This window comes from Vibrio sp. SCSIO 43135 (genome assembly GCF_023716665.1).
GTDB classification, from domain to species: Bacteria; Pseudomonadota; Gammaproteobacteria; order Enterobacterales; family Vibrionaceae; genus Vibrio; species Vibrio paucivorans.
This window is the reverse complement of the sequence record NZ_CP071859.1, coordinates 2,332,336-2,345,216: the sequence shown is the minus strand read 5'-3', so window position 1 is coordinate 2,345,216 and position 12,881 is coordinate 2,332,336. Positions and strand designations below refer to the sequence as shown.

Genomic DNA, 12,881 nt, shown 5'->3' with positions numbered 1-12,881 from the left:
TAGAATATGGCTCTTCAGAGACTACTTTGAAAAAGGGTTCTACTTATATGTAGAGCCTTTTTGTATTCAAGGTGTAGAACATCGAACCAGCGAGGGTTAGCCAGATTTTCAAAGGGTATCTCTTTGAGCCTAGACCTTAGACTAGGTTATTTCACATCACATCGGATAGATTGAATGGGGGTTTCTGCTGTGGTGAAACAAAGGTAAGCCGTTGCTGGGTTATTTGGGCCTACGCGAATATACCCGGCTTTTACCGCATCGTCGTCGAACTTAATTGAGTGAGAGGCACCTTCTTCACCATCAAAGTAAGTTGCAGTGAACTCATGTCCCATGTCTCGTGCGATACGGTTGCGAGTCACTTGGGTATAAAAAGTGACAGAGGCACAACGCATCGGTGGTTTCGTCGTTGTGAGAAATTGACCGCTTTCTTTATCGTAGACACCACCTGTAATGCTAGGTTGAATATCGACAGGCTGAAAAGTATCGACAGTACACCGCTCACTGGCAAAAACAGTGGTCGGTAGGATTGTTAATAATGAAAGGATAGCAATGGAATAGCGCATGCAAACAACCTATTTGATACAGAGCGTTATAAATGTTGCTCAAAATAGTAATCTTCGTAGCAAGCTATATGTCAGAGAGGTGTTATAGCTAGTTATTATTATTTAATACTTAAAATTGCAGCTGGCCTTACTACTGGTAGACTGCTGAGAAATGGAAAATCCGTTTTGCTTGAGTAAATCTAGAACGTTGTCTTCACCGACTAGGTGGAGCGCACCCACAACCATCAAATATTGCCCTTGCTGTTTTTTGCTCCACGGTGGATTAGCAAGTTTTTGCGCCCAGTCTACATTTCGGTCGTGAATAAACGCTTTTTCGAGCTCCGGTGACATTGCAGCAAGTTGTGCGAACTCCTCCAATTTACTTTTGTCTCCGGCCTGCCAGCTTTCTATTAAGCAGGGTAGTACGCCTTCAACATGATCAAACTCTTCGATAGCGCTGACTAGGAATTCTTTGCCTGACTCTGGTTGCCCGGTAAACAGGTCGACCTGAAACTGCAATGACTCCAAACTTAATATTGGGATTTCTTTGATTGTTGCTTTATACATGAGGTGAGCGTCGACACCTAAAGCGGCTTGGTAGCCCAAATATTCCGTTTGCTTCATCTGAATCGTTAGCGCTGTAGCCCAAGGAGGTGAGCTGAGTAGCTGCTTATCATTCAATTCCAGAAATTTGGCAATGCCCTTTAGATCAGACTTTTGCCGGGATGAAAGCACATCCTGAGATAGGTACTGCATTTCAGGGTATGTAATTCCCTGAGTCTTTCTTATGTCGGTTTCAATAATCAATCCGTCGGAAGAGTTTAGTCTATCCATTATAGGCTTCGGGAGTGGATACATGCTTTCATCACCGATATGAACTGAGCCCATGATGGTATATGTCAATTCGCCTTTCTTAGCTTGCCAGTACAGTGGTTCAGCCACAGATAGTGTGGAAAACAAGAGTGGTAACAATAGGCTTAAGGATCTGAGCATGTGGATTGAGACCTGTGAGTAAAAATTGTCAAAACAAAACTTTTTAACGTAAGTTGACGAGAAATATTTGTGGAAAAAATCACATTTCTTATTTGGAGCTAAGATCAAAGTGTATCCCAGTCAGAGGCATTTTGTGATGCTTGGCTAAATTTTTTACTGTTTTCTAGAAATAAGTGTGATTTCCTTCTCAGTAAACTCGTTAATAATACTGTGTCGATTTTGACGTTGTGATTAACGTTCTGTTTTTTAAGATAAAAAAATAATACCTTATTTCAAAGTTTGACTCCGATCACTTCCAATGATGATTAATTTTACGACCTAAAATAACTCGAGCTATGTTGAATGCATCGCAATTTTGCTAGCTGTTTTGGCTCGCACCATTTCACTTTTAGGGTAAGTAAGATGTTTAAACAAAGTCTTCTAGCAGCCTCTGTTGTTGCTACTTTAGCTGGGTGTTCTTCTTTTACGTCAACTGAGCAATCTACGGTTAACACGCTCGCTGACAACCTTGATATTCAATATGAAGTACTAACCAACCACGGCGCAAATGAAGGTCTTGCATGTCAAGACATGGGCGCTGAGTGGGCGTCTTGTAACAAAGTAAACATGACGCTAGTTAACCAAGGTGAAGCGGTTGACTCTAAAGATTGGGCTATTTACTTCCACAGCATTCGTCTGATTTTGGATGTTGAAAACGAGCAGTTCAAAATTTCTCGCGTAACGGGTGACCTACACAAACTAGAACCAACCGATAAGTTTGATGGTTTTGCTGCGGGTGAAGAGGTTGTGCTTCCTCTTGTTGCTGAATACTGGCAGCTATTTGAAACTGACTTCATGCCAGGCGCGTTTGTTGCTGCACCAAATGCACAGCCTAAAATGATCGCTTCTTTGAATACAGAAGATGTATCGTCTTTCGTCACTGGTCTAGAAGGTAACAATAACAACCTGAAACGTACGCCAGATGACAACAACGTATTTGCAAACGCTGTGTCTCGTTTCGAGAAGAACGAAGACCTGGCAAAACAAGACGTATCAACCACGTTACTACCAACGCCAATGTCTGTTGAAACAGGCGAAGGTACAGTGGATATCGCGGCGGGTATTGCGCTGCCTAAAGACGCATTCGATGCGACTCAATACGCAGCAATTCAAGATCGTGCAGAAGTGGTAGGTGTGGATGTTCGTGGTGATCTTCCTGTAAGCATCACTGTTGTTCCTGCAGACTTCACAGGTGAATTAGCAAAATCTGGTGCTTACGAGATGAGCATCAAAGGCGACGGTATTGCGATTAAAGCGTTTGACCAAGCGGGTGCTTTCTACGCAGTACAATCTATCTTTGGCCTGGTAGATAGCCAAAATGCTGATTCTCTACCACAACTGTCTATTAAAGACGCGCCGCGTTTTGATTACCGTGGTGTGATGGTGGACGTGGCTCGTAACTTCCACTCTAAAGACGCAATTCTTGCAACGCTAGACCAAATGGCAGCGTACAAGATGAACAAACTACACCTTCACCTAACGGATGATGAAGGCTGGCGTTTAGAAATCCCGGGTCTGCCAGAGCTGACTGAAGTGGGTGCTAACCGTTGTTTCGATTTGGAAGAGAAAAGCTGTTTACTGCCTCAGCTTGGCTCAGGTGCAACGACAGACAACTTTGGTTCTGGCTTCTTCAGCAAAGCAGACTACGTGGGCATCTTGAAGTACGCGAAAGCGCGTAACATCGAAGTGATTCCTGAAATTGATATGCCAGCGCACGCTCGTGCAGCAGTGGTATCAATGGAAGCACGTTACGACCGTCTAATGGAAGAAGGTAAAGAAGCAGAAGCGAACGAGTACCGCCTGATGGATCCTCAAGATACATCGAACGTAACGACGGTTCAGTTCTACAACAAGCAAAGCTTCATCAACCCATGTATGGAATCCTCAACTCGCTTTGTTGATAAAGTGATTTCAGAAGTAGCAGCAATGCACCAAGAAGCGGGCATGCCGCTAACAACATGGCACTTTGGTGGTGACGAAGCGAAGAACATCAAGCTAGGCGCTGGTTTCCAAGACGTCAACGCGGAAGATAAAGTTGCTTGGAAAGGTACGATCGACCTGTCTAAACAAGACAAGCCATTCGCACAGTCTCCACAATGTCAGACGCTAATTGCAGACGGTACGGTAAGTGACTTTGCTCATCTACCAAGCCACTTCGCAGAAGAAGTGTCGAAGATTGTGGCAGAGAAGGGCATTCCAAACTTCCAAGCTTGGCAAGATGGTCTTAAATACAGTGAAGGTGAGAAAGCGTTCGCAACAGAAAACACACGTGTTAACTTCTGGGACGTTCTTTACTGGGGTGGCACATCATCAGTGTACGAATGGTCGAAGAAAGGTTACGACGTGATCGTTTCTAACCCAGACTACGTGTACATGGACATGCCATACGAAGTTGACCCGAAAGAGCGTGGTTACTACTGGGCAACACGTGCAACAGATACTCGTAAGATGTTTGGTTTTGCACCAGAGAACATGCCTCAGAACGCAGAAACCTCTGTAGACCGTGATGGCAATGGCTTCACTGGTAAAGGTGAAATCGAAGCGAAACCTTTCTACGGTCTATCAGCACAGCTTTGGTCTGAGACAGTACGTAACGATGAGCAATACGAGTACATGGTATTCCCTCGCGTACTAGCAGCCGCTGAGCGTGCATGGCACCGTGCTGATTGGGAAAACGACTACAAAGTGGGTGTTGAATACTCGCAAAACTCTAACCTAGTAGACAAAGCTGCGCTAAACCAAGACTACAACCGCTTTGCGAACGTTCTTGGTCAACGTGAACTGGCTAAGCTAGAGAAATCAGGTATCGACTACCGCCTACCTGTACCAGGTGCGAAAGTAGAAGATGGCAAGCTAGTCATGAACGTTCAGTTCCCTGGTGTTGAACTTCAATACTCTCTGGATGGTGAGAAGTGGCTGACTTACTCTGCGGACAATCAACCTCAGGTAGAAGGGGAAGTGATGATTCGCTCTGTGTCTGCGACAGGTGAACGCACGAGCCGAGTAACTATTGTTCAGTAACATTTAGCAAAACTATTGGTGAAGCCTCAAGCGATAGCTTGGGGCTTTTTTTATCGGCGTGAATTAAATACTGTGGTCACACTAGTGATCGAGATCGGATTTTTATCAACGAAAATTAAGTTGCCTGTCAAAATCGCTAAATTTGATGTGATCTCACACTGCGATTGGTTAACTGTTAATCCTATTAATAGTGATCTGGCTCACTTTGACTGACTTTAGCCTTTTTTATATGTGTCGATAAGTGATTGTTTTTGTAGTTAAGTTATCTGTTTATGTTTTTGGGTGATGCGTGAGATCACTATATTTGAGGTTTTATTTTTCAGGGCGAATTAATTCTTGCAATATGGCTGCCATGCCAGGGAGGCAACCCCAACTTGCGGTCGGTGGTGAATGATATACCTAATAAGAACCGCGGCTAAATTACATTTTAAAGGCAGTTAATTATGAAAAAAGTTATCGCACTAAGTGCACTTTCTCTTGCATTCGCTTCAAGCGCTTTCGCTGGTTCTTCTTACGTAACGGGTAACCTACAATTCCACTCAGACAGCGATAAAATGCACGGCTCTGATGTAACTTCTACTCTAGAAGCTGGCCACACTTTTGATAACCGTTTTGGTGGCTTCACTGTTTACACTGAGTTTGATGGTATCCAACTAGGTGAAATCGCAGTAGTAGACGGCGTATCTAAGCAAGATTCTGTTTACACTACTGTAGGTGGTGAGCAGTCTTTCGCTATTAACGACAACTTCTGGGTTGCTGCTGGTTACCAACACGTGATTTACCAGGGTGAGAGCCTGCAATACCGTCCATTAGTTAAGATCGGTTACAACTTCGACAACGGTATCCAACTGAGCAACCGTACTCGTGCACACATTGATGCAATTGGTGATGATAAAACTGATTACCGCATGGATAACCGCATCGGTTACACACTGAATGAAGATGTAGCACTTAGCTACAACAACGTATACCTAATCGAAGCTGAGTCGATGGACCACGAGCTTCGTGCTACATGGACTCGTAAAGGCGTTCAACCATACTTCGAGTACCGTAACCAAGGCGACAACACGAACAATGCATTCGTATTCGGTGCTTCTTACGGCTTCTAATCGAACCAATTCAGATTTTAAAAAGTCCTTAAAGTCCTAAAGTAAAGAGCCTGGTTAATACCAGGCTCTTTTTTATTTATTGGTTACCTTCGTAACGACGATATTCAAACACTTGTCCTTTGTCGTTAAAGGCGTAAACAGAGTAAGCGTCTTTTTCATTGCCATATTCCATTCCTGGAGAACCCATTGGCATCCCGGGGACGGCAAGCCCAACTGCGTTTTTCGGCGGGTTTTCAAGAAATGCTTTGATATCCTCTGCTGGGATGTGGCCTTCAAACACGTACCCGTTAATTTCGGCGGTGTGGCAGGAAGCAAGCTCTGGTGTAATGCCTAGCTTTTGTTTAATTGGGTTCATATTTTCATGGAGCTTTTCTTCAACCGAGAAGCCTGCGTCTTCCATATGCTTAGTCCATTCTCCACAGCAACCACAATATGGTGACTTATGGTTAATAACGTCTGCAGCTAATGCATTGGCGGAGGCAGTGGCGGCAAGAACGATAGTCATTATTTTCAATTTCATGATTACCTCTGAGTGTTAGTATTTGGTTTGGAACAGGCGTAAGCGATTAGCATTGCTTACAACAGTAATAGAAGATAAAGCCATGGCAGCACCTGCAAAAACAGGGCTTAATAGAAAACCAAATGCTGGATATAAAACACCAGCAGCGATTGGTATACCAAGAGAGTTATATACAAAGGCGCCAAACAAGTTTTGTTTCATGTTTTTGACTGTCGCGCTTGATAGCTCAATTGTTCTAACTACGGATAAAGGCGATGAGTTCAGTAAGGTAACTTGTGCGCTTTCTATCGCCACATCGCTACCTGCACCCATAGCAACACCTAGATCAGCTTGAGCCAGAGCTGGCGCGTCATTAATCCCATCTCCCACCATGGCAACATGTTTGCCTTGCGCTTGTAGATTCTGAATTTGAGACGCTTTTTGATCCGGCAGCACTTGAGCAATAACGCTGTCGATGCCTAATTGGAGACCAATAGCTTGGGCGACGGCTTGATTATCGCCAGTTAACATAACGGTATCGATGTTTAACGCTTTCAAACTTTCGATAGCTCTCTTCGCTTCGGGTTTTATCGGGTCCGAGACAGCAACGAGTCCTTGAATTTTATTGTTGAGTGCGACCGCAATTGGCGTCCAAGCATTGTCTATACATTCTTGAATTTCAGCTTCAAATAAAGTGAGAGATATTCCTTGCGACTCCATATGCTGCAAGGAACCAACGACCATCGAATCTTGCCCAAAAGAAGCTTCGACGCCACGACCTTGAAGATTGTTGAAGCTGTTAGGCTCTTTAGCGATAAAGCCCATTTGATCGATATGTTCGCAGACCGCTTTGGCCAATGGATGTTCAGATAAGCGTTCAATGCCATACAGCATTTCGAGTATGGAATCTTGCTGATCAGTTATATCAAACAATTTTTGGACGCTAGGCTTACCTTGGGTCAGAGTTCCTGTTTTATCAAATACAACGGTGTTGATCTTACTGGCAGACTGCAGAGCGTCAGCATCGCGGATCAAAATGCCTAATTCGGCCGCTTTACCTACTCCGACGGTGACGGATAAAGGCGTTGCAAGCCCAAGAGCACATGGGCAAGCAATGATAAGTACAGTAGTAGAAACGACGAGCATGTGGCTCAGAGCTGGTTGCGGTCCGACGAAGTACCAAACTGCGGCTGCTACCAATGCGATAACAACGACAATAGGGACAAATACTGCCGATATTTGGTCGGCGAGTTTCGCTATTGCCGGTTTACTGCTTTGCGCTTGGCGAACCAATTGAATAATGCGTGAAAGCATCGTCTCACTGCCTACTCCTTCAGCGGTGATCACTAAGCTGCCGTCTTGGTTTAGTGTCCCCGCTGAAACGTTATCGCCATGGTCTTTATGGGTCGGGATTGGCTCACCAGTTAGCATTGATTCGTCGATGTAGGAAGAACCTGAAACAACGATGCCATCAACAGGCACTTTATCTCCTGGTCTAATGCGTAGCGTCATGCCTGTTTTAATATCTTCAACGGCAATGGTCTGCTCAATGCCATTAGCGATCAATAGGGCCGTTTGAGGCTGTAAATTTATTAGTGCTTGAATCGAATGTGTTGTTTTGGCTTTCGCTTTAGCTTCTATGTAATGGCCAAGGGAGATAAGCCCGATGATCATTGCGCTAGCCTCAAAGTAAACATGGCGTGCAGATTCAGGGAACCATCCAGGCCAAAGCACGATAAGCATTGAGTAGAGCCAGGCGGCACCCGTGCCCATTGCAACTAAGGAGTCCATCGTTGCACGTCTATGAATCAGTGCTTGCCACGCATTGCGAAAGAAGTGTTTACCCGCGGTACAAAGTAGTAGTAAACAGAGTAATCCGATACCTCCCCAAGCGAGCTGATCTTGAGTGTTTCGGATCATCATACTCCCTCCGAAAACACCCCAAGCCATAAGAGGGCCGCCGACTATGAGCCCTAGCCATGCATTACGTTTATGCCGTGACCGGTTGCTGGCTAATTGCTGCGCTTGTTTCTCTTGTGCAGCCTTTGGACTTTCAACAAGCTCCCCTAGATAGCCGGCTGTCTTGATGGCATCCAGTAGCTGCTGCTGCTTCGACTCAACGAGTTCGTTATCGCTCAATACCAAAGCACTGGATTCTGACAGGTTGACTTGAGCTTTCACGACACCTTCTACGGACATTAATGCTTTTTCTACCGATGCTACACAGCTCGCACATGTCATCCCATTTATCTGTAAGTGTGTGCTTACTGTTTGATGACTAGCTGATGCTGGAGTAGGGGTATCTACACTTGGTGCAGCTGAATCGTGAGTGGCTGTTTTTTGTTGTTGAGTGTTGAGTTCGCCTTCAAAACCGATTTGTTCAATCAGTTTTTGGACTAGATGGCTGTCGATGTGAGTGTTAATGATAAGGGATGTGGTTGATATATCTAAAATAACCAAATCATCCGAGTCCGCTAAGTGTTTATTTAGCTTTTCGACACATTTATTGCAATTCAATCCACTGAGTAAAAATTCTTGTTTGTTGCCGACTTTGTAGCCCTGTTTCAAGATTGTTGCGTGAATAGCTTTATAGATTGATGGTGTGATCAACTCAATATGAGTGGGAGATAGCTGTTCAATGCTTACATCATGTTCTTCTTGCAAAGCGCGCTTTATTTTATTTGCACACCCCATGCAGTTAAGGCCATATAAAGGCAACGAGAAAGTATTCATGCTATTCACCAATTGAGACGATTTATCAGCAGCATAAACCTTACCTTAGGGGGAAGGTCAATAGGAGGAGTTTGACTAAGTAAAAACGTCAAAATCATCTCTATTTACCCAACTTAGCTGCTTTTAGTTTGCGAGCTATTTCAAATATTTATTTAGGCTTTTATAAAGTTCCGTAAAACAACAAAAAAGCATAGTGATCTTGTTGGCAATAAATGGCCGATATTTGGTGGTTTTTTTGCTTTGTAACCATTTTGACGTTTATGTAATTGGTCTGGTTGTGTTTAAGTTATTGAATTTTTGGTGTTTATTTTTATTTTCTTTTGTTTAGTTTGAAGTTGCTCAGATTACATTTGAGCTGATTTCTTGCCGCGAAAAAAGTTTGCCAAGATTATACCGTCCATAAATAGTCCGCCATTAACAAATGCCAATTTGTTATGGGACAAGGAAAAACTAATAAATATATAGGGGTTAATCTATGTCTTACTTTAAAAAGACACTTCTGGGTGCAGCAGTATCAAGTTTAATGCTTAGTGGCGCAGCTTTTGCTGACGGCGCTAACAGTGATGCAGCTAAGAATTACTTAACTAAAGACTCTTTTGCATATGAAGTATACGGAATCATCGCAATGCAGGCCGCGTATCGTGATTATGATTCTGGCAACTCTGTCCAAGATGACAACTTAGGCGGAATGCAGCTAAACAACGAATCACGTATTGGTTTCCGTGGTAAAAAGCAATTTGCAAACTTTGGTCCAACATTCATTTGGCAGATTGAAGGCGGCTATGTAGATCCAAGCTTTGGCGGTGAAGGTGCTGGACTTGGTGAGCGTGACACATTTGTTGGCTTCGAAAGTGAGTCAATGGGTCAAATCCGCTTAGGTCGTGTATTAACACCTATGTATGAGTTGGTTGACTGGCCAGCGTCTAACCCAGGTTTGGGTGACGTATACGACTGGGGCGGCGCAATCGGTGGTGCTAAGTATCAAGACCGTCAATCAAACACCATCCGTTGGGATACCCCTATGTACATGGATGCATTGTCATTTGATATCGCAGCTGGTGCTGGCGACAGTGCAGGCATGGGAGCTGGTGACGACTACTGGTTCGGCGCAGCTGGTCATTACAAAGTAGGCCCATTCCAATTTGACCTAGCGTATGAGCGCAATGACAACATTGCTGCTGAAGATGCTATCTGGACAAACAACACGTATCTTGCAGGTGTTCAAGCTTGGTTTGACAACGGTATCTCATTGTTTGCTCAGTACAAACACATGGAAGCAAGCACAGACACAGGCGTCGATGAGAAGCAAGGCTCTATGTCATCTGGCCTGATGTACACTACAGGTGATTGGCAGTACAAAATCGCCTATGCAGCTAACTTTGAGTTAGAGCGTGATGGGCAAACAATCGACAACTCTGAAGACGACGTGGTTTCAGCGCAAATCATGTACTTCGTAGACCCATCTGCAGTACTGTATGCACGTGCTCGTTTCAATGACTTTAACGACGGTATCGTTGGTGTTGACGGCAGTGACCGCTGGACATCAGGTACTAACGGCGACTTCAGTGAGTACTCTGTAGGTGTTGAATACTACTTCTAATTAATCACTGACAAGTTACAGATATGAACTTTGTACAGTAATGTGAATAATAAAAAGGGTATGTGGATACATACCCTTTGCTCGTTCAAAAATGGAAAATAATATGCGTTTTAAAAAATCATTATTAGTTGCTGCTACACCTATTTTGTTTTCTTCGCTCGCTTTTGCGGATGGTGCTCTGAACTTACAAACGGAAATTACCCCTAGAGTGCTCAATGGAGCTATGGTTTCTGAGCAGCACTATCAGGATAAAAATACGATCGCTTTGAATACCGGTAGCAACCAACTTGCAGTAACGATTGGTCAAATCGTATTTGAAGACGGTAAGCGTCGAAAGTTTGATTCTCAGCCACTGCTTCTTCAATTTGATGTGAAAGATCAACAAACGTTGTCAATCAGCTACGAGAAGTTCCGCACGATTGAAGATGCAAACAAATTTGCAAAGAACCCAGAACTTACGCTTGAAACGGAAGAGGGTAAGCCAGTTAAATACGAACTTGTACAGCTAAATAAGGGCGGGTTACAAGGGTTTCGCGATTACGAGCGTGAAGTTGCTGACTACAATGCAAAAATGGGCAACAGTGCAGTAGCCACAACAGCGGTTGCTACAACATTAGAAAACCAGTCTACACATAAACCAGCACCAGGGCTTTCTGGATTGCAACAAGAGTTCGGCAATTTAACCTCAGAACAGCAGCAGCAATTTATGCAATGGGCTATGCGCAATTTAAAGTAATATCAGGATTGTAGAATTACGCATCGGTGCTAAAATAACGCGCAATTTTGGCGCCATCCTTAGCTTAAGGAGTGGTGCAGTCATATAGACAATCAAGGTATTTTACATGACGGTTAAAACTCGTTTTGCTCCTAGCCCTACTGGCTACCTTCACGTTGGTGGTGCACGTACTGCACTTTATTCTTGGCTATTCGCTAAAAACCAGGGCGGTGAATTCGTTCTGCGTATCGAAGATACTGATTTAGAACGTAACTCTCAGGAAGCGGTTGATGCGATCCTTGAAGGCATGCAATGGATGGGCCTTGAGTGGAATGAAGGTCCTTACTTTCAGTCTAAGCGTTTCGATCGCTATAACGAGATGGTAGATAAGCTGCTAGCAGAAGACAAAGCATACAAATGTTATGCGTCTAAAGAGCTACTAGACGAAATCCGTGCTGAGCAAGAAGCAGCAAAAGAGATGCCTCGTTACGATGCTGAGCACCCGAAAATTGTTGCTGCTAATGCAGAGGCAAAAGAAGGCGATGCATTTGTTATCCGTTTCCGTAACCCGAAAGAAGGCAGTGTCGTATTTGATGACCAGATCCGTGGCCGTATCGAAATCGCAAACAGCCAGCTAGATGACTTGATCATTCGTCGTACTGATGGTGCACCAACGTATAACTTTGTTGTCGTCGTTGATGATTGGGATATGGGCATCACACACGTTGTTCGCGGTGAAGACCACATCAACAACACACCACGTCAAATTAATATCTATGAAGCACTAGGTGCTCCAGTACCAACCTTTGCACACTGTGCAATGATCCTCGGTGATGACGGCGCTAAGCTATCAAAGCGTCATGGTGCTGTATCAGTTATGCAATACCGCGATGAAGGCTACTTACCAAATGCACTAAACAACTACTTAGTGCGACTTGGTTGGTCTCACGGTGACCAAGAAATCTTCTCTCAAGAAGAGATGATCAACTTGTTTACTTTGGATGCTATTTCTAAGTCAGCGTCAGCATTCAACACTGAAAAGCTACTTTGGTTGAACAACCATTACATCAAGACTTCGGCTCCTGAGTACGTGGCTGAGCACCTACAATGGCATCTAGACAACCAGAAGCTAGATACTGCAAATGGCCCAGCAATCACTGAAGTGATCAAGCTTGTTGGTGAGCGCTGTAACACACTAGTAGAACTTGCTGAGCAGATTCGTTACTTCTACGAAGATTTCTCTGAGTTTGAAGCTGGTGCGGCTAAAAAACACCTACGTGGTGTTGCTAAAGGCCCACTAGAGCTTGCACTTGCAAAAGCTGAAGCACTAGAAGAGTGGACAACAGCAAACATCAAAGAAGGTGTTATTGCAGCCGTTTGTGAAGAGCTAGAAATTGGTATGGGTAAAATCGGTATGCCGCTACGCGTTGCAGTAACAGGAGGTGGTCAATCTCCATCTGTTGATGCAGTAATGGAACTCGTAGGTAAAGAGCGCTGTGTTGCTCGTATTAAGATGGCTATCGCATTTATTGAAGAACGCGAAGCGAACGCTTAATTCAGCTTCCCTTATCTAAAAAACGCAGCCATTCTGGCTGCGTTTTTTATGTCTGCCTACTTGGGAAAAGTGGCC

Annotated in this window: 9 protein-coding genes; 5 read left to right on the top strand and 4 right to left on the bottom strand. The window is 44.1% G+C overall.

Annotated features, from left to right (window positions below; translation table 11 throughout):
• Positions 1-146 precede the first annotated feature (146 nt).
• Together J4N42_RS10475 and J4N42_RS10470 are read right to left on the bottom strand one after the other, a co-directional pair.
• Complete coding sequence (locus J4N42_RS10475) at positions 147-563, bottom strand: hypothetical protein (protein ID WP_252027807.1); 417 nt, start codon at positions 561-563, stop codon at positions 147-149.
• Positions 564-665: 102 nt separating this feature from the next.
• Positions 666-1,535 carry a TraB/GumN family protein gene (locus J4N42_RS10470; protein ID WP_252027806.1) on the bottom strand — a complete coding sequence of 290 codons (870 nt, stop codon included), beginning with the start codon at positions 1,533-1,535 and terminating at the stop codon, positions 666-668.
• A gap of 402 nt (positions 1,536-1,937) precedes the next feature.
• On the opposite strand from J4N42_RS10470, the gene J4N42_RS10465 reads away from it, so the two are divergent.
• Positions 1,938-4,595, top strand: coding sequence for a beta-N-acetylhexosaminidase (locus tag J4N42_RS10465; protein WP_252027805.1), 2,658 nt, complete (start codon positions 1,938-1,940; stop codon positions 4,593-4,595).
• Between the two features lie 443 nt (positions 4,596-5,038).
• Positions 5,039-5,704 carry a porin gene (locus tag J4N42_RS10460; protein WP_252027804.1) on the top strand — a complete coding sequence of 222 codons (666 nt, stop codon included), beginning with the start codon at positions 5,039-5,041 and terminating at the stop codon, positions 5,702-5,704.
• A gap of 76 nt (positions 5,705-5,780) precedes the next feature.
• Here the strand turns inward: J4N42_RS10460 and J4N42_RS10455 are convergent, their stop codons facing one another.
• Both J4N42_RS10455 and J4N42_RS10450 read right to left on the bottom strand, forming a co-directional pair.
• The gene (locus tag J4N42_RS10455) at positions 5,781-6,224 is read right to left on the bottom strand and encodes a DUF411 domain-containing protein (RefSeq protein ID WP_252027803.1); all 444 of its coding nucleotides are present in this window, start codon (positions 6,222-6,224) and stop codon (positions 5,781-5,783) included.
• A gap of 15 nt (positions 6,225-6,239) precedes the next feature.
• The gene (locus J4N42_RS10450) at positions 6,240-8,936 is read right to left on the bottom strand and encodes a heavy metal translocating P-type ATPase (protein ID WP_252027802.1); all 2,697 of its coding nucleotides are present in this window, start codon (positions 8,934-8,936) and stop codon (positions 6,240-6,242) included.
• Between the two features lie 475 nt (positions 8,937-9,411).
• Between J4N42_RS10450 and J4N42_RS10445 the strand changes: the two genes are divergently transcribed.
• The 3 genes from J4N42_RS10445 (at position 9,412) to gltX (ending at position 12,806) form a co-directional block, all read left to right on the top strand.
• Positions 9,412-10,536: a porin gene (locus tag J4N42_RS10445; RefSeq protein ID WP_252027801.1), complete on the top strand. Its 1,125-nt coding sequence runs from the start codon at positions 9,412-9,414 to the stop codon at positions 10,534-10,536.
• 103 nt (positions 10,537-10,639) lie between these two features.
• Complete coding sequence (locus J4N42_RS10440; protein ID WP_252027800.1) at positions 10,640-11,272, top strand: YccT family protein; 633 nt, start codon at positions 10,640-10,642, stop codon at positions 11,270-11,272.
• A 106-nt stretch (positions 11,273-11,378) separates the two neighbouring features.
• Positions 11,379-12,806: a glutamate--tRNA ligase gene (gltX, locus tag J4N42_RS10435; protein ID WP_252027799.1), complete on the top strand. Its 1,428-nt coding sequence runs from the start codon at positions 11,379-11,381 to the stop codon at positions 12,804-12,806.
• The last annotated feature ends 75 nt before the right edge of the window (positions 12,807-12,881 follow it).

Bases quoted from the DNA above. Each gene is read 5' to 3' on its own strand.
- J4N42_RS10445 (WP_252027801.1), top strand. From the start codon at position 9,412: ATGTCTTACTTTAAAAAGACACTTCTGGGTGCAGCAGTATCAAGTTTA.
- gltX (WP_252027799.1), top strand. From the start codon at position 11,379: ATGACGGTTAAAACTCGTTTTGCTCCTAGCCCTACTGGCTACCTTCAC.
- J4N42_RS10475 (WP_252027807.1), bottom strand. From the start codon at position 563: ATGCGCTATTCCATTGCTATCCTTTCATTATTAACAATCCTACCGACC.
- J4N42_RS10465 (WP_252027805.1), top strand. From the start codon at position 1,938: ATGTTTAAACAAAGTCTTCTAGCAGCCTCTGTTGTTGCTACTTTAGCT.
- J4N42_RS10455 (WP_252027803.1), bottom strand. From the start codon at position 6,224: ATGAAATTGAAAATAATGACTATCGTTCTTGCCGCCACTGCCTCCGCC.
- J4N42_RS10440 (WP_252027800.1), top strand. From the start codon at position 10,640: ATGCGTTTTAAAAAATCATTATTAGTTGCTGCTACACCTATTTTGTTT.
- J4N42_RS10450 (WP_252027802.1), bottom strand. From the start codon at position 8,936: ATGAATACTTTCTCGTTGCCTTTATATGGCCTTAACTGCATGGGGTGT.
- J4N42_RS10460 (WP_252027804.1), top strand. From the start codon at position 5,039: ATGAAAAAAGTTATCGCACTAAGTGCACTTTCTCTTGCATTCGCTTCA.
- J4N42_RS10470 (WP_252027806.1), bottom strand. From the start codon at position 1,535: ATGCTCAGATCCTTAAGCCTATTGTTACCACTCTTGTTTTCCACACTA.